22 protein-coding genes, 1 tRNA gene, 1 pseudogene and 1 riboswitch are annotated in these 18,455 nt (G+C 62.9%); of the genes and pseudogenes, 7 read left to right on the top strand and 17 right to left on the bottom strand.

Annotated elements, in window-relative coordinates; all coding sequences use genetic code 11:
- Positions 1-328 precede the first annotated feature (328 nt).
- Complete coding sequence (locus NCT05_RS14200; RefSeq protein ID WP_250502600.1) at positions 329-586, top strand: hypothetical protein; 258 nt, start codon at positions 329-331, stop codon at positions 584-586.
- Positions 587-651: 65 nt separating this feature from the next.
- On the opposite strand, the gene NCT05_RS14195 is transcribed toward NCT05_RS14200, so the two are convergent.
- The 9 genes from NCT05_RS14195 to ydfG form a co-directional block, all read right to left on the bottom strand.
- Positions 652-727, bottom strand: a tRNA-Lys gene (locus NCT05_RS14195).
- A 149-nt stretch (positions 728-876) separates the two neighbouring features.
- Positions 877-1,626, bottom strand: coding sequence for a tol-pal system protein YbgF (gene ybgF / locus NCT05_RS14190; RefSeq protein ID WP_250502646.1), 750 nt, complete (start codon positions 1,624-1,626; stop codon positions 877-879).
- A 36-nt stretch (positions 1,627-1,662) separates the two neighbouring features.
- Positions 1,663-2,169 (bottom strand): peptidoglycan-associated lipoprotein Pal, encoded by a 507-nt coding sequence (gene pal / locus NCT05_RS14185; RefSeq protein ID WP_250502599.1) that lies wholly within the window; start codon positions 2,167-2,169, stop codon positions 1,663-1,665.
- A gap of 55 nt (positions 2,170-2,224) precedes the next feature.
- On the bottom strand, positions 2,225-3,517 hold the full coding sequence (tolB, locus tag NCT05_RS14180; RefSeq protein ID WP_250502598.1) for a Tol-Pal system beta propeller repeat protein TolB: 1,293 nt from the start codon (positions 3,515-3,517) through the stop codon (positions 2,225-2,227).
- A 126-nt stretch (positions 3,518-3,643) separates the two neighbouring features.
- The gene (gene tolA, locus NCT05_RS14175) at positions 3,644-4,747 is read right to left on the bottom strand and encodes a cell envelope integrity protein TolA (protein ID WP_008342804.1); all 1,104 of its coding nucleotides are present in this window, start codon (positions 4,745-4,747) and stop codon (positions 3,644-3,646) included.
- Positions 4,744-5,187 carry a protein TolR gene (gene tolR / locus NCT05_RS14170; RefSeq protein WP_008342802.1) on the bottom strand — a complete coding sequence of 148 codons (444 nt, stop codon included), beginning with the start codon at positions 5,185-5,187 and terminating at the stop codon, positions 4,744-4,746. The genes tolA and tolR overlap by 4 nt, the downstream gene beginning before the upstream one ends.
- 15 nt (positions 5,188-5,202) lie before the next feature.
- Positions 5,203-5,880 carry a protein TolQ gene (gene tolQ / locus NCT05_RS14165; RefSeq protein WP_008342801.1) on the bottom strand — a complete coding sequence of 226 codons (678 nt, stop codon included), beginning with the start codon at positions 5,878-5,880 and terminating at the stop codon, positions 5,203-5,205.
- Between the two features lie 165 nt (positions 5,881-6,045).
- Positions 6,046-6,507 (bottom strand): tol-pal system-associated acyl-CoA thioesterase, encoded by a 462-nt coding sequence (ybgC, locus tag NCT05_RS14160; RefSeq protein ID WP_250502597.1) that lies wholly within the window; start codon positions 6,505-6,507, stop codon positions 6,046-6,048.
- Between the two features lie 127 nt (positions 6,508-6,634).
- A complete protein-coding gene (ydfG, locus tag NCT05_RS14155) occupies positions 6,635-7,381 on the bottom strand; it encodes a bifunctional NADP-dependent 3-hydroxy acid dehydrogenase/3-hydroxypropionate dehydrogenase YdfG (protein ID WP_250502596.1) in 747 nt (248 codons plus the stop codon).
- Positions 7,382-7,587: 206 nt separating this feature from the next.
- Positions 7,588-7,686, top strand: a riboswitch (ZMP/ZTP riboswitch).
- 166 nt (positions 7,687-7,852) lie between these two features.
- Between ydfG and glyA the strand changes: the two genes are divergently transcribed.
- From glyA to NCT05_RS14135, 4 genes and pseudogenes are all read left to right on the top strand, one after another.
- The gene (gene glyA, locus NCT05_RS14150) at positions 7,853-9,100 is read left to right on the top strand and encodes a serine hydroxymethyltransferase (RefSeq protein ID WP_250502595.1); all 1,248 of its coding nucleotides are present in this window, start codon (positions 7,853-7,855) and stop codon (positions 9,098-9,100) included.
- Between the two features lie 18 nt (positions 9,101-9,118).
- Positions 9,119-9,601, top strand: coding sequence for a transcriptional regulator NrdR (gene nrdR, locus NCT05_RS14145; protein ID WP_008342795.1), 483 nt, complete (start codon positions 9,119-9,121; stop codon positions 9,599-9,601).
- 159 nt (positions 9,602-9,760) lie between these two features.
- A pseudogene (locus tag NCT05_RS37220) lies at positions 9,761-9,847 on the top strand (pilus assembly FimT family protein); the annotation flags it as partial.
- 175 nt (positions 9,848-10,022) lie between these two features.
- On the top strand, positions 10,023-10,376 hold the full coding sequence (locus NCT05_RS14135) for a type IV pilin protein (RefSeq protein WP_502801790.1): 354 nt from the start codon (positions 10,023-10,025) through the stop codon (positions 10,374-10,376).
- An 8-nt stretch (positions 10,377-10,384) separates the two neighbouring features.
- Here the strand turns inward: NCT05_RS14135 and NCT05_RS14130 are convergent, their stop codons facing one another.
- The 4 genes from NCT05_RS14130 to NCT05_RS14115 form a co-directional block, all read right to left on the bottom strand.
- Positions 10,385-10,891 (bottom strand): DUF3318 domain-containing protein, encoded by a 507-nt coding sequence (locus tag NCT05_RS14130; protein WP_008342783.1) that lies wholly within the window; start codon positions 10,889-10,891, stop codon positions 10,385-10,387.
- 21 nt (positions 10,892-10,912) lie between these two features.
- Positions 10,913-11,293 (bottom strand): phage holin family protein, encoded by a 381-nt coding sequence (locus NCT05_RS14125; RefSeq protein WP_034471543.1) that lies wholly within the window; start codon positions 11,291-11,293, stop codon positions 10,913-10,915.
- A 182-nt stretch (positions 11,294-11,475) separates the two neighbouring features.
- Positions 11,476-11,778 carry an ElaB/YgaM/YqjD family protein gene (locus NCT05_RS14120; protein ID WP_008342781.1) on the bottom strand — a complete coding sequence of 101 codons (303 nt, stop codon included), beginning with the start codon at positions 11,776-11,778 and terminating at the stop codon, positions 11,476-11,478.
- Between the two features lie 296 nt (positions 11,779-12,074).
- A complete protein-coding gene (locus tag NCT05_RS14115; RefSeq protein WP_241814132.1) occupies positions 12,075-13,265 on the bottom strand; it encodes an acyl-CoA dehydrogenase in 1,191 nt (396 codons plus the stop codon).
- A 134-nt stretch (positions 13,266-13,399) separates the two neighbouring features.
- Between NCT05_RS14115 and NCT05_RS14110 the strand changes: the two genes are divergently transcribed.
- Positions 13,400-14,188 carry an IclR family transcriptional regulator gene (locus NCT05_RS14110; RefSeq protein WP_008342778.1) on the top strand — a complete coding sequence of 263 codons (789 nt, stop codon included), beginning with the start codon at positions 13,400-13,402 and terminating at the stop codon, positions 14,186-14,188.
- Positions 14,189-14,192: 4 nt separating this feature from the next.
- Here the strand turns inward: NCT05_RS14110 and kynA are convergent, their stop codons facing one another.
- The 3 genes from kynA to kynB are packed head-to-tail and all read right to left on the bottom strand — an operon-like array spanning position 14,193 to position 16,985.
- On the bottom strand, positions 14,193-15,068 hold the full coding sequence (gene kynA, locus NCT05_RS14105) for a tryptophan 2,3-dioxygenase (protein WP_175980471.1): 876 nt from the start codon (positions 15,066-15,068) through the stop codon (positions 14,193-14,195).
- Positions 15,069-15,081: 13 nt separating this feature from the next.
- Complete coding sequence (gene kynU, locus NCT05_RS14100; RefSeq protein ID WP_250502594.1) at positions 15,082-16,332, bottom strand: kynureninase; 1,251 nt, start codon at positions 16,330-16,332, stop codon at positions 15,082-15,084.
- A 26-nt stretch (positions 16,333-16,358) separates the two neighbouring features.
- Positions 16,359-16,985: an arylformamidase gene (gene kynB / locus NCT05_RS14095; RefSeq protein WP_250502593.1), complete on the bottom strand. Its 627-nt coding sequence runs from the start codon at positions 16,983-16,985 to the stop codon at positions 16,359-16,361.
- 133 nt (positions 16,986-17,118) lie between these two features.
- Between kynB and NCT05_RS14090 the strand changes: the two genes are divergently transcribed.
- Positions 17,119-17,622: an Lrp/AsnC family transcriptional regulator gene (locus NCT05_RS14090; protein WP_008342772.1), complete on the top strand. Its 504-nt coding sequence runs from the start codon at positions 17,119-17,121 to the stop codon at positions 17,620-17,622.
- 1 nt (position 17,623) lies between these two features.
- Here NCT05_RS14090 and NCT05_RS14085 read toward each other — a convergent pair whose 3' ends face one another.
- Complete coding sequence (locus NCT05_RS14085; protein ID WP_239295111.1) at positions 17,624-18,136, bottom strand: flavin reductase family protein; 513 nt, start codon at positions 18,134-18,136, stop codon at positions 17,624-17,626.
- Between the last annotated feature and the right edge of the window lie 319 nt (positions 18,137-18,455).

Below are 18,455 nucleotides of genomic sequence, written 5' to 3'. Positions count from 1 at the left end.
AGGGAACAGGCGAACGAGGAATTTCTCGCGGGTCTCAAGAACCGGACATCGCGCGCGATCCAGCAATATTTCTTTTCGCACGGGGTCTGCGTTTGGCGTTCGGACGTCCGCAAAGCGATGGCGCTTCCCGAGCACGAACAGACCTTCGCGTCGTTGGCGCCATCCTTCGCGCAAGTCAACGAATCGATCAGCTTGCTGACGGACATCGGTTCCTTGTCGCTTCCGTCGAAGGAGAAGACGATGCGCGCGGGTCTATGAAATAGAGGGGCGGTTGCGGGAGCGCGGCGGTTACGTTGAAGGACTGGAACGGGCGCTCGCGAGAATCGAGATGGCGCGCAATTCGATACCCGCCGAGCCGAAGCTCTGGCCCTACACGTTCTGGGGCGTGTTGTGCCTGCTCGCGGCGTACTTCGTTTGGCCGAGCGCGTTGGTCGGCGTGCTGCTGCTGGGTGCCGGGTTCAACAGACATTCGAGCTACAAGAAGCGCAAGACCGAAGCGGAACGTGCGTTGAGCGAAGCGAGCGATATGTTCGAGGCCGTCGCCGCGCTCGAGCTCACGCCGCGGCTAAGGCTGCGGGAACAGTAATGCGAAGGACCGAACGCCCAAAGCAAAAAGCCCAGTCGCGATGACTGGGCTTCTTACCTGATACTTGGTAGGCCGTACGGGATTCGAACCTGTGACCAACGGATTAAAAGTCCGCTGCTCTACCAGCTGAGCTAACGACCCGAAAGAGGCAAAATTATAAACCTCGACCCGCGAATCTGTCAACCTGTTCGGTTGAAGAATCATCAAATCATCGAAAGAAAAACGCCCGCGGCTTCATTGCCCGCGGGCATTCTCCTCGAGAGGCGCGAAACGCCAAACTCCGGCTTCGCTTACTTCACTTGCGACATCTTGCTCTGCGCGGTCTGCGCGACTTCCGTGCCGGCGTACTGCGAGATGATCTGCTGAAGCGTCTGCTTGGCAGCCGCTTTCTGACCTTGCTCGATCTGGTTGTTCGCGATTGCGAGCAACGCCTCGGGCGCTCGCGGATGCGTCGGATAACTCTTCACCAGGTCCTGCCAGATCGCAGTCGATCCCTTGTAGTCGCGCTGCGCATAGAGCGCATTGCCGAGCCAATACCGCGCCGTCGGCTGATACGGGCTCTGCGGATACTTCGCCACGAACGCCTTGAACGCCGCCGCGGCATTCTTGTAGTCACCGTTACGGAACTGAGTCGACGCTGCGTTGAACGCTTCCGTCTCGCCCGGCTGCACCGAACCCGTCACGCCATCGATCGTCTCTTGCTGCGGCTCGAACTTCTTCAAGCGCGAATCGAGATCGGCGTAATAGTCCTTCTGCTGCTTCTGCAGCGTGGCGACCTGGTTGGCCAGATCCTCGTTCTGGCCACGAACCGTCGCGACCTGCTGATTGAGCTGGTCGATACGATTCTGCTGATCGAGGATCGTGCGCTGCGCGGCCTGCAACTGACTGGACAGGCTGTCAGTTTTCGTGCGCAGATCGAGCACGGCTTTACGCGCTTCGTTGTCGTCGAAGACGCCGGCGTGCGCGGGCGCACTCAGCATCGTCGAACCGACTACACACGCGGCTGCGGCCGCGCGCAGCAAGGGAAAGCGATACAACATAGGGCGACTCACCCGTGACTGGTTACGTTAAATAAATTACTGCTGGTACACGAGGTCCGCACGGCGGTTCTGTGCCCACGACGATTCGTCGTGACCCGTTGCCGTCGGCTTTTCCTTGCCGAGCGACACGGCTTCCATCTGCGAATCGGCGACGCCCATCAGCGACATTGCACGACGCACGGCTTCCGCGCGCTTCTGGCCGAGCGCGAGGTTGTACTCGCTCGTGCCGCGTTCGTCGGTGTTGCCTTGAATCAGGACGTGACGCTCCGGATGGCTCTTCAGGTACGACGAGTGTTGTTGCAGCAGCGGCTGATAGTCGTCCTTCACGGCATAGCTGTCGAAGTCGAAAAAGATGCTGCGCTTGGCGAGCGGGCTGTTCGGATCGTTCAGCGGGTCGATGTTGACCTGCTTCACGTCCGTCGGGTTCGGCTGCGTGCCGACTGCACCCTTGTTCTGGCCTTCGTCGAGCTTCACGCCCGAGTGACACGCCGCCAATGCGCCGACCATCGCAACTGCCAGGCCGATACGAAGTTTCGACATCATGGTACCTCTCCTTGTGTTGTAGCTGAACGTTGTATGTGAAACGTTATTGCTGGACTTATTGCATGAACGGACCCCAGGACGGCTCGCGCACCGCACCGCCCTGAACTGACAAGACTTGCCGCGTGCGACCGTCGGTCGAAACGGCTGCCAACACGCCACGTCCGTTCACTTGGGTGGCGTAGAGGATGTACTGACCATTCGCCGCGAAGCTCGGCGATTCGTCATGCGTCGTGTCGGTCAGCCCCGTCGCCGTGCCGGACGCGAGGTCCTGCAGATACAGCTTGAAGCCGCCGCCAGTGCGCGAAATGTACGCGAGTTGCTTGCCGTCCGGACTCACGCGCGGGCTGGTGTTGTACGCACCCGCAAACGTGACCCGCTGGGCCGCGCCGGCGCTTTCACCCGCCGCCGGCATCTTGTAGATCTGCGGTTGGCCGCCGCGATCGCTCGTGAAATAAATCCAGTTGCCATCAGGAGAGTAGAACGGCTCGGTGTCGATGGAACTGCCTTGTGTCAGACGGCGCAGGCCGGAGCCGTCTGCGTTGACTTCGAAAATCTGCGTGTTGCCCGTGCGCGAGAGCGCGACCGCGAGCTTGCGGCCATCAGGCGACCACGACGGGGCACTGTTGTTGCCCTTCTGATTCGACACGACCACGCGACGTCCCGTCGGCAGGTCGTGGATGTACACCACCGGCTTCTTTTTCTCGAACGACACGTATGCGACCTTCGTGCCGTCCGGCGACCACGCCGGCGAAATGATCGGTTCCGGGCTGGAGAGGGCGATCTTCGCGTCCTGACCGTCCGAATCGGAAATCTGCAATTGATAACGGCCGCCCGTCTGAATGACGTAGGACAGACGCGTTGCGAACACGCCGCGGCCGCCGAGCAGCTTCGCGTAGATGTAGTCGGCGATCTTGTGCGCGCTCATGCGCAGGCCGCTTTCGGCGCTGACGAGCGACAGGCCGCCCAGGTTCTGCTGCTTGACGGTGTCGTAGAGGCGGAAGCGCACTTCGTACTGGCCGTTCGGCAGCTTGTTCACGCTACCCGACACGAACGCGTCCGCGCCTTTTGCCTTCCACGCGCCGAGATCGACCGTATCCGATTCCGCGACCGGCGCGCTGCCGGCGTCGATATTCGTGAACTTGCCGCTGCGCTGCAGATCCTGGCGAATGATCGCGCTGACCTGCTGCGGCGAACTCGCTTCATTGGCGAAATTGGCCGTCGCGATCGGAAACTGGGTCGAACCGACGCCGGTCACGAGTACGTTCAACTGGGCGTGTGCAGCGGTGCCGGCTGCGATCAGGCAGGACGCGACCAGCGTTTTCAGGCCAAGCTTCGTCATCAAACTCATGCTGTATAGGTTCCAGATAAAAGCGTTTTCAAGTGTCCGCGGACTGCAGAACAGACCCGCGGTCGCACATTTCGTTCCCGCTGCTTAATGCGAGCTTTCAAGCGCGCTTCACTGCTGACTAGCGCGTTAACTGCCCGCCGGACGCAGCGTGATCGTGAAGCTCGAAGGCGCCTTGCCGTCGATATCCACCGGCATCGGATCCGAGCGCTGTACCGCGCGCAGTGCCGCCTGATCCCACTGCTCGTTGCCGCTCGAGCGCGTGATATTCGCCGACAGCAGCGTGCCCGACGGCGAGCAGCGCACCGACACGACCGTCTCGAGCCCGGCCGTTTCGCCGGCCCACACGATGTTCGGCCGCACGCGACGTTGCACCTTCTCGGCGTAGCCAGGCGAGGTCGCATTGCCGCCCGCGCCCTTGCCGGTGCCGCTCTTGGCGAGGCCTTCGCCGCTGCCCGCCGTGCCGCCGCCCAACTGCCCTTGCAGTTGCGAGAGACGCGCCTTGCGCTCGGCATCGAGCTTGGCTTTCGCTTCCGCGTCGGCCTTGGCTTTCGCTTGCGCCGCGGCCTTCGCTTTCGCGTCGGACTCAGCCTTGGCCTTGGCTTGCGCGTCGGCCTTCGCCTTGGCTTCCTGCTGTTCCTTCTCCTTCTCCTTCTGCTCCTTGAGCTGTTCCTGCTTCTGCGCTTCGGCTTGCTGCTGCTGACGCTGCTTGTCCTGCTGCGCCTTCTGTTGCTGCTTCTGCAGGTCGGCCTGACGCTGCTGCTCGATCTGCTTCTGCTTGTCCTGCATCGCCTTCTGCTGGGCGGCTTGCGCGGCGAGCTGCTGCTGACGCTTCGCTTCCGCTTCCTGCTTCGCCTCTTCCTGCTGACGGCGCTGCTCGGCGAGTTGCGCTTCGCGCGCGGCGGCTTCCTGCTGCTTGCGCTTCTTCTCCTGCAACGCGATGTCCGCGTCTTCGTCCTTCGCCGGCGGCGGCGCGGGCTGCACCTTCACCGGCGCGGGCGGCGGCGGGGCAGGGCGCGGCGTCGGCGCGGGCGTGTCCGGAATCTCGGTCCAGATTTCCGCTTCCGCGCCCGCCGGCGTGTTGTTCTGCCAGTTGATGCCGTGATACAGGAACCAGCCGAGCAGCAGATGCATCAACGCCGCGAGCGCGAACGCCTTACCCGTGCCGCGTTCACGCGGCGGGCGATTCGGTCGCGCGGACGATGCGCGTGTCGGCCTGTGCGAAAGGGTCATTGCGATTTGACGAGCAATCCGACGCGCTTCACGCCGCGCGCCTTCATATCGGACATCACGTTCATCACGACTTCGTACTTCACGGTCTTGTCCGCCGCGATCACGACGGGCTGATCCGGATGCGATTCCTGACGGTTGAGCACGAAGCTGTTGAGATCGTTCATCGTCATCTTCTGCTCTTGCGTCGCGCCGCCCTCTTCCTTGTAGCGCACGTTCATGCTGCCGTCCGCCTTGATGTTGATGACGAGCGGCGGCTGCTGCTCCTGCGGCTGCGCATTGCCGACGGTCGGCAGATTGATGATCGAGGGCGAAACGAGCGGCGCCGTCACCATGAAGATGACGAGCAGCACGAGCATCACGTCGATGTATGGCACGACATTGATGTCGGCCATCGCGCGGCGCGAGCCGCCGCGCATGCTAGAACGAATGGGGCCTGCCATCGCGGACTCCTTCTGTTAGTGCGCCTGACGCTGCAGGATGTTCGAGAACTCTTCGATGAAGGTCTCGAAGCGGATCGCCAGACGGTCGATGTCGTGCGCGTAGCGGTTGTACGCGACCACTGCGGGAATCGCGGCGAAGAGGCCGATCGCGGTCGCGACGAGCGCTTCGGCGATGCCGGGCGCCACGTTCGCGAGCGTCGCCTGCTGCACATTGGCGAGACCGCGGAACGAATTCATGATCCCCCAAACCGTGCCGAAGAGACCGATATAAGGACTCACGGAACCGACCGACGCGAGGAACGCGAGGTTCGCTTCGAGCACGTCCATTTCGCGCTGGAAGGCGGCGCGCATCGCGCGGCGGGAACCGTCGAGAATCGCGCCCGGATCGGTGATCCGGCGCTCCTTGCCCTTCAGGAATTCACGCATGCCGGATTCGAAGATACGCTCGAGCGCGCCGATCGTGTGACGGTTGTTCGCCGCGCTTTGATACAGCGCCTGCAGGTCGCCGCCCGACCAGAAATCGCGCTCGAAGCGCTCGGTCTGCGCGCGCGCGCGGCGAATGGCAAACCACTTGCGGAAAATGAAGGTCCACGACAGGAGCGACAGCAGCAACAGCAGCGCCATCACGGCCTGCGCGAGCAGGCTCGCGTGAACGACGAGGGAAATGATCGACAGGTCTTGTGTATTGTTCATAAAGGTCTGCTGTTACGTCCCGAAAGGGGCGTCCGGTCAAAGCGTCATGCTTTCGTGAAATGGATGTGAATCAAACGAAAGCCGTGCCGTGGCCGGCTCATGCTCGTTAATGCTTCCTCTGTTCCCGATGCCCTGTTTCGCTTCGGTGTGCGATGAGTTCATCGTTCAGGCTCGGTCTTGATCTGCGCCGCGCGATGCCGCGGCGAGCGTCGCGTGCGGGCCGCGCTTCAATCCTTCGATCACCGCATCCGGAATGGCGGCCGGACGAATCGACGCACGATCCACCGAGGCAACGCGAATGTCGCCGCTCGCGAGCAGCACGCCGTCGCGCCACGCTTCCTGATGAAAATCCACCGATGCACGGCCGAGGCGCTCGATGCGACTTACAACGCGAATGACGTCATCCAGGCGCGCCGGCGACGAATATTCGACGGCCGTGCGTCTCACGACGAACAGGATGTCGTCCGAATCGGCGAGACGCTGCTGATCGATTCCGCACGCGCGCAGCCATTCGGTGCGCGCCCGTTCGAAGAACTTCAGGTAGTTCGCGTAGAAGACGATGCCGCCGGCGTCGGTGTCCTCGTAATACACCCGAATCGGCCACTCGAAAGTCAACGGATCACTCACCTTTGCGCCGCTCCGCTCGCGCAGAGGCTCATAAACACGATCTGGCTCGCATTTTGACAAATATTCATCGGCGGCATTTTACCGGAACCGGAAGCACCCCCGCCAAATCCTTAGGCAGATATCGGAATCAGCCGCGGTGAATTTGCAACGGTGCGAACGTCTGGGCGACCGGCATCATCTCGATCGCGTTGATGTTCACGTGTGCCGGGCGCGTGGCTATCCAGTAGATCGCGTCGGCGATGTCCTCGGGCGTGAGCGCCTGCACATCCTTATATACAGTCGCGGCTTTGCTGTCGTCGCCCTTGAAGCGCACGTTCGAAAACTCGGTGCCGCCGACGAGCCCCGGCTCGATGTCCGTGACGCGAAGGGCGGTGCCGGCGACGTCCGCGCGCAGGTTCAGGCTGAACTGCCGCACGAACGCCTTCGTCGCGCCGTACACGTTGCCTCCGGCGTACGGATACGTGCCCGCCACAGATCCCATGTTGAACACATGTCCGCGATTGCGCTCGATCATGCCCGGCAAGATCGCGTGCGTGACCGTCACGAGACCCGTGCAGTTCGTGTCGATCATGTTCTTCCAGTCGTCGAGATTCGCGCGTTGCGCGGGTTCGAGGCCGAGCGCGAGTCCGGCGTTATTCACCAGCACGTCGACCTGCGCGAACGCCTCGGGCAGCGCCGCGACGGCGTTGCGGACGGCGTTTTCGTCGCGTACGTCGAGTTCGACTGGCAGAAGCGCGTCGCCGAGTTCATTCGACAGCGCGACCAGGCGCTCCTTGCGACGCGCGGCGGCGATCACACGATGGCCGCCTTTGACGAACGTGCGGGCGATGGCGGCGCCGAATCCGGCCGACGCGCCGGTGACAAAAACGATCATGAGCGGACTCCGAATGGACTGAGACGGGCAAAGCCGACGCGCGCAGGGCGACGCGTCCGGCAACGGCGCAAAGCGTACTTCCATTGATGCGGCGCGGCAAGCAACCGTGGGCGCGAACGATCGTGCTTTAAGCGTGGCTGTGCGCCCGTCCGATTGCCCTGTAAGCCGGTTGCCTAAAGCATGGCCGGCCATTACACTACAACGCTCAAACCCCGCGTGACTGGCGATAGAATCTTCGGATTCAAGGTGGAGCGACCCACCAGGAAGCGCGGAGCGTCGTTTTGCCGTTCGCCTGGGCAGCTGAGATCCGCACGCCGTCGCTGCGTTGCTGGTGGCTGTCCGTTCCGCGAAACCGGATTCTTCCTCTATCCGCCGCGCCTGGACTCCATCGGTTTCCAGCGTCTTTTGCGTCTGCTTCGAACGTGGCGCACGCGCGATCCGGTCAACCTGTTTTGATCTCACGGAAAACGTATGTTTGACAGAGCTGAAAGTACCCTCGCCAATGTCGATCCCGAATTGCTCAAGGCGATCGAGCAGGAAAACCGCCGCCAGGAAGATCACATCGAGCTGATCGCGTCGGAAAACTACACGAGCCCGGCCGTGATGGCCGCGCAAGGCTCGCAGCTCACCAACAAGTACGCGGAAGGCTATCCGGGCAAGCGCTATTACGGCGGTTGCGAATATGTGGACATCGTCGAGCAGCTCGCGATCGACCGCGTGAAGCAGCTCTTCGGCGCCGAAGCCGCGAACGTGCAGCCGAACTCCGGCTCGCAGGCGAATCAGGGCGTCTTTTTCGCCGTGCTCAAGCCGGGCGACACGATCATGGGCATGAGCCTCGCCGAAGGCGGTCACCTCACGCACGGCTCGCCGGTCAACATGTCGGGCAAGTGGTTCAACGTCGTGAGCTACGGCCTGAACGAAGCCGAGGACATCGACTACGACAAGACCGAAGCACTCGCCAAGGAACACAAGCCGAAGCTGATCGTCGCGGGCGCGTCGGCGTTTGCGCTGAAGATCGATTTCGAGCGCCTTTCGAAGATCGCGAAGAGCGTCGGCGCGTATTTCATGGTCGACATGGCGCACTACGCCGGTCTCGTCGCGGCTGGCGTGTATCCGAATCCGGTGCCGCACGCGGACTTCGTCACGACGACCACGCACAAGAGCCTGCGCGGCCCGCGCGGCGGCGTCATTCTGATGAAGGCCGAGTTCGAGAAGCAGATCAACTCGGCCATTTTCCCGGGCATTCAGGGCGGTCCGCTGATGCACGTGATCGCCGCGAAGGCCGTCGCGTTCAAGGAAGCGCTGTCGCCGGAATTCAAGGCGTATCAGCAAGCCGTGGTCGATAACGCGCGCGTGCTGGCCGAAACGCTCGTGAAGCGCGGTCTGCGTATCGTCTCGGGCCACACCGAAAGCCATGTGATGCTCGTCGATCTGCGCGCAAAGAAGATCACCGGCAAGGCAGCGGAAGCCGCGCTCGGCGCCGCGCACATCACGGTCAACAAGAACGCGATTCCGAACGATCCGGAAAAGCCGTTCGTCACGAGCGGCGTGCGCCTCGGCTCGCCCGCGATGACCACGCGCGGCTTCGGCACGAAGGAAGCGGAGATCGTGGGCAACCTGATCGCCGACGTGCTCGACAATCCGGAAGACGAGGCGAACCTCGAGCGCGTGCGCGCGCAAGTGGCCGATCTGACCAAGCGTTTCCCGGTCTACCGTTAATTCGCGAGCACACCGCCGATGCGCTGCCCATTTTGCCGACACGAAGATACCCAGGTCGTGGATTCTCGCGTGTCGGAGGATGGCGCGGCCATTCGGCGGCGGCGGCGCTGTCCCGCGTGCGACAAGCGTTTCACCACGTATGAACGCGTCGAACTGGCGCTGCCGAGCGTCGTCAAGAAAGACGGCAGCCGCACCGAGTTCGATCGACGCAAGATCGTCGCGAGCATGCAGCTTGCGCTGCGAAAGCGCCCGGTCGCCGCCGATGCGATCGATGCCGCCGCGTCGCGCATCGAGTATCAGTTGCTCGGCAGCGGCGAGCGCGAAGTGCAGAGCGAGCGTCTCGGCGAGCTCGTCATGAACGAGCTCCGGCAGCTCGATACCATCGCTTACGTGCGTTTCGCCTCCGTCTACAAGCGTTTCGAAGACGTCTCCGAATTCGAAGACGTGCTCGATGAATTCCGGCGCACCGCTCCGAAGAAGTCGAGTTCGCGCAAGCGCTGATCTTTTCCGCATCGTTTCCTTCCCAAGCCTCGTTTCCTGACATTCGCTCGCGCAGTCTGCCCGGTACCGGAGAATGCGAACACTCGGCCATTCGGCTAATGGCGGCGCGCCTGACTTATCGCTAGATTGAGCTTTTCGGCTCGATTCGATCGATAAGGCATGCAGACGATTCCCGCGTCAAATCAAGGTTTCACGCTCGTCGAACTATGCGTGGTGCTCGCCGTCATGGCGATCCTCGCGACGTTCGCCGCGCCTTCGTTCGTCGCGTGGCAGACGCGCGATCAAGTCGATGCACGGGCGCGCGCGTTACTCCGCGCTTGCTCTCGTCGCGCGGCCATACGCTGGCTGCTTGAACTGATGATCGCGCTGGGTTGCCGCGATCATCGCGACTTTCTCGATCCCGGCGTATCGGGCGCACGTGGTGAAGGCGCATCGGCTCGACGCCGCGTCGGCCTTGCTGCGCGCGGTTCAGTTCGTGGAAACCGCGCGTCTTGCGCAAAAATCGGAAAGCGGCGAGGTGATCGCGCTCGCTTCCGGGCTCGATCGCGCGCCGTCGAGCGGGGCGGCCGTGTACAGCGTGGCCGTGCTGCCGGAAACGTCGACGAATGGCGGTTATGCGATCGAAGCCGTGCCGGTCGCGGCGGGCGCGATGCAGGACGATGTCTGCGGCGTGTTCGTCATCGATGCCACCGGGCTGCGCTGGAATCGCCCGCCTGACGCGACCACGCCGCTCGATGCGGCACAGTCGGCGTCATGCTGGGCGGGGAAGAGTTGATGCGGGCGTCAGAAAACGGTCGGATCGACGGCGTCGTTGGAGGTTTCGGGCGCGGCGTTCTTCATCTGCGTGTAGATGCGCCAGCCTTCCCATCCGGCGAGCGCGAGACCGCCCCATTTGAGCACCGGCTTCGCGCTGTGCAACAGCTTCGTCCGCACCGGCTTGGTGAGTACGAGCGAGGCGAGCGATCCGATGACCGGATACTGCTTGAACAGCAAGCCGACATTGCCCGAGCCGAGCAGCGAAGCGAGCATGCCGCCAATGCCGCCCGCCGAGCCGCCGCGGCCGCGCTTGCCCCAGCGGCGCGAGCCGCCGCTGCCAGGCATCAGAAAGCGCAGCACGCTGAAATGCGTGACCGACGTGCGCAGATCATAGGTGGCTTGCCGCAGCTCCATGCGCTCGACATCCGCGCGGGCGATCAGCAGTTCCTTGCGCAGCGCGCGCATGTGCGGCGTGCGCAGCTTCTGCATCTTGCCGCGCTTGGGAGGCTTGAAGGTGTCGTCGTGTTGGCTCATGGCTTGATTTGGGCGCGGGAATCAACGGAAGGTATCGCGGTCCTTGCGGAATTCGGCGAGCGTGTCGTCGAACATGTTCGGCGCATCGCGCAGATTGCTGCGCGCACGCAGGCCGCATCCGACCGCGATCAGCGCGTACAGAAGGGTGATGCCGCCGAGCGCCTGCCAGCGATACGTGTCCCAGAAGAAGATGGCGATGAGCACCGTCAGGGAGATGAGCGCCATCATCGCGAGCATCATGGCGGCGAGCCCGAGGAAAAGCACGCCGATGAGCCGCTCCTTTTCTTCCTGAAGCTCGATGCCGATGAGTTCAAGGCGCGTCTCGAAGATGGCGAAGGCGGAGCTCAGAATTCGTCGCAACGGTCCGGGAGACGATTGCTGCGTTGGCCGTTCTGTCGTCATGGCTTGAATGCGAGAGGCGCGTTTGGTGCCGCTGTTTGTGGGTCCGGTCGGCGCTCGAGGCAGCCGGCCGGTGCGAGTGTCGAACCGCGCGCCCGGGCGAGGCGCTCGCGGTTCAGTCCAGCGGGGACCGCGACAGAAAGCTGATTAGCAATCTGCGGGCCATTGAATCGAAGACGGGTGCTTTACTTCCGGTTGATCAGAAGTCCGATCACCATGCCGATGCCAGCCGCGATCCCAATGGACGCCCACGGATGCTCGTGCACGTAATCGTCGGTGGCGCGGGCGGCCTTCTTGCCTCGCTCGATCACGACGACTTGCGCGTCGGCGGCTTTTTCCTTGGCTTGCTTGAGACGGGTGAGTGCGGTCTCGCGCAGTTCGGAGGCGCGTTCGCCAGTGGCAGTAGCTGCTTGCTTCAAGAGATCTTCGGCGTCAGCGAGTACTGATTTGATATCGGACATGAATCGCTCCTTGTTGATTTCTGACATTAAAGGCTCCAATCGGTGAGGTTACGCGAATCGTAACCAAAGATGGGATCGCTGACGAGGAGACGTGCGCCCTGCCGCGCTGAATGTCGCAGTTTCCGTTCCAGTCGCATCGGGCCGTGCGCGACCGCCGACGCCTCGTGATTTCATCGACATCGTTTCGAATTGATACGATCTGGCCCGTAAAAGTTTCAGGCGTAGATCGAAAGTTACACACGCCGATGCGCAAATGCACGCGTGAAAACAAAAAGGGCTGGCGCAACATGCGCCAGCCCTTTTCAATTGTGAATGAAGCTTGTTTAGAAAAACGCCTGAATTCCGGTTTGGGCGCGTCCGAGAATCAACGCGTGAATATCGTGCGTGCCTTCGTACGTGTTCACCACTTCGAGGTTCACGAGATGACGCGCGACACCGAATTCATCGGAGATGCCGTTGCCGCCGAGCATGTCGCGCGCGAGCCGGGCGATGTCGAGCGCCTTGCCGCACGAATTGCGCTTCATGATCGACGTGATCTCGACGGCCGCCGTGCCTTCGTCCTTCATGCGGCCGAGGCGCAGCACGCCCTGCAGGCCGAGCGTGATTTCAGTCTGCATGTCGGCGAGCTTTTTCTGAATCAGTTGATTCGCGGCAAGCGGCCGACCGAATTGCTTGCGATCGAGCGTGTACTGTCGCGCCGTGTGCCAGCACGCTTCGGCCGCGCCGAGCGCGCCCCAGGAAATGCCGTAGCGCGCCGAGTTGAGGCAAGTGAACGGACCTTTGAGGCCGCGCACGTTCGGCAGCATGTTCTCTTCGGGGACGAACACTTCGTCCATCACGATCTCGCCGGTGATCGACGCGCGCAAGCCGACCTTGCCGTGAATCGCCGGCGCCGACAGACCCTTCCAGCCTTTCTCGAGGATAAAGCCGCGGATCTCGTCGCGCCCGTCTTCCTCCAGCTTCGCCCAGACGACGAACACGTCCGCGATCGGCGAGTTCGAGATCCACATCTTCGTGCCCGACAGCGAGAAACCGTTCTGCACTTTCTTCGCGCGCGTCGTCATGCTGGCCGGATCGGAACCCGCGTTCGGCTCGGTGAGACCGAAGCAGCCGATCCACTCGCCGCGCGCGAGCTTCGGCAGATACTTTTCCTTTTGCGCGTCGCTGCCGAACGTGTTGATCGGCACCATCACGAGCGATGACTGCACCGACATCATCGAGCGATAACCCGAATCCACGCGCTCCACTTCACGCGCGATCAGCCCGTAGCACACGTAGTTCAGGCCCGGGCCGCCGTACTGTTCGGGAATCGTCGGTCCGAGCAGGCCCAGTTCGCCCATTTCGCGGAAGATCGCCGGATCGGTCTTCTCCTCGCGAAACGCCTGCATGACGCGCGGCTGCAGCTTGTCCTGCGCGTACGCGCGCGCGGCGTCGCGCACCATGCGTTCGTCTTCGGTCAGTTGCTGATCCAGCAAGAGCGGATCTTCCCAGTTGAAACGGGCGGCGTCGGCCATGTGCAATCTCCTGATTTCATCGTGAAGCGCCGTGCGCCGACCGGCTCGCGTGATCGGCCGAAGCGCGTGGCGCTTGACGTGAGTTCCGCTACGCGGAACAATGTTTTGCAAATCAGCTTCGAGTCTATCACCCGATGTCGACAGATTCCAATCGAAATTCCGGGCGCCTCATCTCGTCGGAGGATGTCGACGAGCGCAAGTTCGTCGTCGCGCTCGCTCGCGGGCTCGACCTGCTGCGCGCGTTTCGTCCCGGCGAGACGCTGCTCGGCAATCGCGATTTCGTCGACCGCACGGGATTGCCGAAGGCGACGGTCAATCGTCTCGCCTACACGCTGACGACGCTCGGCTATCTGCGTTTCGACGAACCCGCGGGCAAATACGCGCTCGATACCGGCGTGCTGTCGCTTGGCTTCACGCTGCTCGCGGGCGCGGACACGCTCGAACTCGCGCGTCCGCACATGCGCGCGCTGGCGCGGGAGATCGGCGCGGCGGTGTCGCTCGGCTGCCGCGACGGGCTCGACATGATCTATCTGGAAACCATCCGCAGCGAGACGGCGCTGACGCTCGGCCTCGCGCCCGGCTCGCGTCTGTCGATGCTCACGAGTTCGATGGGCCGCGCCTATCTCGCCGTGCAGGACGACGCGGCGCGCGAAGCTCTGTTTGAGGAACTCGGCAGGAACGAAGGCGAAGAGAAGGTCGAAGCGGCCCGCCGCTCGATCGAGGATTTCGCGCGCGACGGCTGCTGCTACTCGTTTCGCGAGTGGCACGACGATGTGAACGCCATCGCCGCGCCGGTCCGCGATCTGCGCAACGGACGCTGGCTCGTGCTGTCGAGCAGCGGGCCGGCGTCATCGATGGGCGAAGCGTATTTCCGCGAGACGATCGGCCCGAAGCTGAAGGCGCTTGCCGCGCGTCTCGCGTAACGACTCAGAGCACCGTTCGGACGTGCCAAAGCTCCGGGAACAGCACGACATCGAGCATCTTGCGCAGATACGACGCGCCTGCCGTGCCGCCCGTGCCGCCCTTGAAACCGATGATGCGCTCCACCGTCGTCACATGCCGGAAGCGCCATTGCCGGAACGCGTCTTCGAGATCGACGAGTTCCTCGGCCATCTCGTACAAATCCCAGTGTTGCGACGGATCGCGATACACCGCGAGCCACGCCGCTTCGACAGACGGATCGTGCGTCGTCGGCTGCGTCCAGTCGCGGTTCAGGCGCGCCGGATCGATCGCGAAGCCGCGTCGCGCGAGCAGGCGAATCACTTCGTCATAGAAAGAGGGCGCCTCGAGCGTTTCGCGGACCTGCGCGAGAATCTCCGGCCGATGCGCGTGCGGCTTCAGCATCTGCTCGTTCTTGTTGCCGAGCATGAACTCGATCTGCCGATATTGATGCGACTGAAAGCCCGACGACTGTCCGAGATACGGGCGCATCGCCGTGTATTCGGAGGGCGTCATCGTCGCGAGGACGTTCCACGCCTGCACCAGCTGCTCGAAGATGCGCGACACCCGCGCGAGCATTTTGAACGCGGGCGGCAATTCATCGCGATGCACCGCCGCGAGCGCCGCGCGCAGCTCGTATAGCGCGAGCTTCATCCACAGCTCGCTCGTCTGATGCTGCACGATGAACAGCATCTCGTTGTGATCCGGCGAGAGCGGATGCTGCGCGTTGAGGATCGAATCGAGGCCGAGGTAATCGCCGTAGCTCATCGAATCGGAGAAATCGAGCTTGGCGTCGTGCCAGCCTTTTTCTTGCGTCGCGTTCTGCGCGCCGTGGCCGAAAGGGCAGCCTTGTGTAGTGCTCATGTCGACGTTCCTCTCACGTCACCGATGCGCGCTCGGCGAACTCGGGCGCGCGCCAGCTTTCGGTCGCGAGCACGTCGCGCAGGATTTCGACGGCGTCCCATACATCGACGAAACGTGTATAGAGCGGCGTGAAGCCGAAGCGCAAGATGCGCGGTTCGCGATAATCGCCGATCACGCCGCGCGCGATCAGCGCCTGCATCACTTCATAGCCGTTCGGATGCTCGAAGCTCGCCTGCGAGCCGCGTTGCGCGTGATCGCGCGGCGTCGCGAGCGACAGCGGAAAGTCGCCGCAACGTTCCTCGACGAGCTTGATAAACAAGTCCGAAAGCGCCAGCGATTTGCGACGCAGAGCCTGCATGTCGGTTTGCAGGAAAACATCGAGCCCGCATTCGACGAGCGACATCGACACGATCGGCTGCGTGCCGCAAAGAAAACGGCCGATGCCGTCGTCCGGCCGATACACCGGGTTCATTTCGAACGGCTTCTTGTGCCCCCACCAGCCGGAAAGCGGCTGCGAAAACGCGTTCTGATGGCGCTTCGGCACCCAGACGAACGCGGGCGAACCCGGCCCGCCGTTCAAATACTTGTACGTGCAGCCAACGGCGTAATCCGCGCCCACACCGTTCAGATCGACCGGCACCGCGCCTGCCGAATGCGCGAGATCCCAGACCGCGAGCGCGCCCGCGCGATGAATCGTCTGCGTGAGCGCGGCCATGTCGTGCATGTAGCCGGTGCGATAGTTGACGTGCGTAATCATCGCGATGGCGGTGTTTTCGTCGATGGCCGTCGGCAATTCGGAAGGGTCATCGACGAGACGCAGCTCGTAGCCGCGATCCAGTTGCTCGATCAAGCCCTGCGCGATGTACAGATCGGTCGGAAAGTTCGAACGTTCGGAGACGATCACGCGCCGCTTCGGATCGCGCTCGTTCGCGAGCTTGAGCGCGGCCGACAGGATCTTGAAAAGATTCGCCGAAATCGTATCGGTGACGACGACTTCGTCCTCGCCCGCGCCGATCAGCGGCGCCAGCTTGTTGCCGAGGCGCTTGGGCAGCGCGAACCAGCCGGCCGTGTTCCAGCTGCGGATCAGGCCTTCGCCCCATTCGGCGGCGATCACATCGGCGGCGCGCGCGGCGGCGGCCTTGGGCGGCACGCCGAGCGAGTTGCCGTCGAGATAGATCACGCCGTCGGCGAGCGCGAACTGGTCGCGCAGCGCGCCGAGCGGATCGTCGCGGTCGAGCGCCGCGGCTTCGTTACGATGTTTCATCGAAAAGTCCATAAATTTGAAGATCATCAGGAAAGCGGACGCAGGACGGCGCGAACGGGACTCGCGTCGAGCGTCGAGAATTTGAGCGGCAGGGCGATCAGTTCAAAATCGCCGGGCGCGGCGGCATCGAGCACGAGGCCTTCGAGAATCGCCATGCCGCGCGCGCGGATGCGCTTGTGGGCATCCATCGTCTTCGAGTCTTGCGGATCGAGCGACGGCGTATCGATGCCGATGAGCTTCACGCCTTTTTCTGCCAGCAAGTCGATGGTTTCGGGCGCGACGGCGGCGAACGCGCTGTCCCACGCGTCGAGCGGCGCGTTCGTGTAGGTGCGCAACAAAACGCGCGGCGGACAGTCGGCGAGATGCGCGGCGACGTGCTCGGGCGTCACGAGCGGCGACGCGCCGATGCAGTGCACGACGCGGCACGCACCGATGTACGTGTCGAGCGCGACTTCGCCGATCGGCGCGCCGTGTTCGTCGTAGTGAAGCGGGGCATCGGCATGAGAGCCGGTGTGCGGCGAAAGCGTAAGCCGCGCGACGTTGACGGGCGAGCCCGCCTCCATGCGCCACACGCGCTCGATGCCGACCGGCGTATCGCCCGGCCAGACGGGCGTGGCGGGATTGATCGGTGGAGAAATGTCCAGAAGCGTCATGACGCGCCCTAGCAGAAAGCGTGGAGATGCGTCAAATCATAGTCGTGTCATCTCGAAAAGTGCTTGCGAAATAACCACCCAAAACTGTCGCGCTTAGAACATAATTCGATGAAACGGGCTAGGGGACTCAAAAATGACCGGATTCACGCTCGATGCAACGGATTGCCGAATTCTGGCGGTACTGCAGGAAGATGGACGGATCAGTAACCTGGACCTGGCGGAGCGCATCTCGCTCTCGCCGTCGGCGTGTCTGCGCCGAATGCGGCTGCTGGAAGAGGAAGGGGTGATCGCGAGCTATCGCGCGTGCCTCGACCGCGAGCGGCTTGGCATCGAACTGGAGGCGTTCGTCCACGTTTCGATGCGCAATGACCAGGAAAATTGGCACGAGAAGTTCGCCGCGGCCGTGCGCGAATGGCCCGAAGTGGTCGGCGCGTTCGTCGTCACGGGCGACACGCATTACGTGCTGCGCGTGCTTGCGCATAACCTCAAGCACTACTCCGACTTCATTCTCTCGAAGCTCTACAAGGCGCCTGGCGTGATCGACATTCGCTCGAACATCGTGTTGCAGACGATGAAGGACGACGCGGGCGTGCCGGTCGCGCTGATCGAGCAGCCGGGGCGCGGCCACACGGCGTAAGTTATTCGAGCGGTCCGAGCGTGTGAAAAGCGCCCGCCTGGAAGACGAGCGGCGCGACGTCGCTTGCGTCTTCGCGCACGCCGCATCGCTCCACTTCGCCGACGAAGATCACGTGATCGCCTTCGTCGTAGCGGCTGCGATTGTGGCATTCGAACCACGCGAGCGCGCCGTCGAGCACCGGCATGCCGGTATCGCCGGCGGCGTGCGAGACGCCCGCGAAGCGGTCGCCCTTGACGGTCGCGAAGCGCTTGCACAGGTCGATCTGCGACGCCGCGAGCACATTCACCACGTAGTGGCTATTGGCGCGGAACACCGGCATCGACGCCGATTTCGTCGCGAGACTCCACAGCACGAGCGGCGGATTCAGCGACACCGAGTTAAACGAACTCGCGGTGATGCCGATCAACTGGCCGGATTCGGTGCGCGTCGTGATGACCGTGACGCCGGTCGCAAACTGGCCGAGCGCGGCGCGAAACGCGGTCGGATCGAAATTCGGGGTTTTGGCGCGTGTCATTCGGCAGATCGGCAGGCAAATGGGCGGTCGAGTGTGTCGTGTGCTACCGAGCCGGCCGCGCGTCGCGCTTCAGTCGGAAGAACCTTTTCAGAAGCCATGTAAAAGCTGGAGATTTGTGTCGATTCTATCGGAATCGGCTGCCGCCGGCCGTCGAATGACCGTACTGCGGCAGCAAGTTCTCTGCCGCACGAGGGCTTTCTGCGCGGCGTGCGCAAACCCAGTAAGCTCGATTCATCGCGCCCGGGCGATTGAATAACCGGCCGGACGCATCCATATGCATGATCCGCGGCGTGGCCGCATGCACTTGATGAGGAGCTTG

This window comes from Caballeronia sp. AZ7_KS35, from assembly GCF_023631045.1.
GTDB classification, from domain to species: Bacteria; Pseudomonadota; Gammaproteobacteria; order Burkholderiales; family Burkholderiaceae; genus Caballeronia; species Caballeronia zhejiangensis.
The sequence above is the reverse complement of the archived record's forward strand: the minus strand, read 5'-3'. Positions and strand labels throughout refer to the sequence as shown.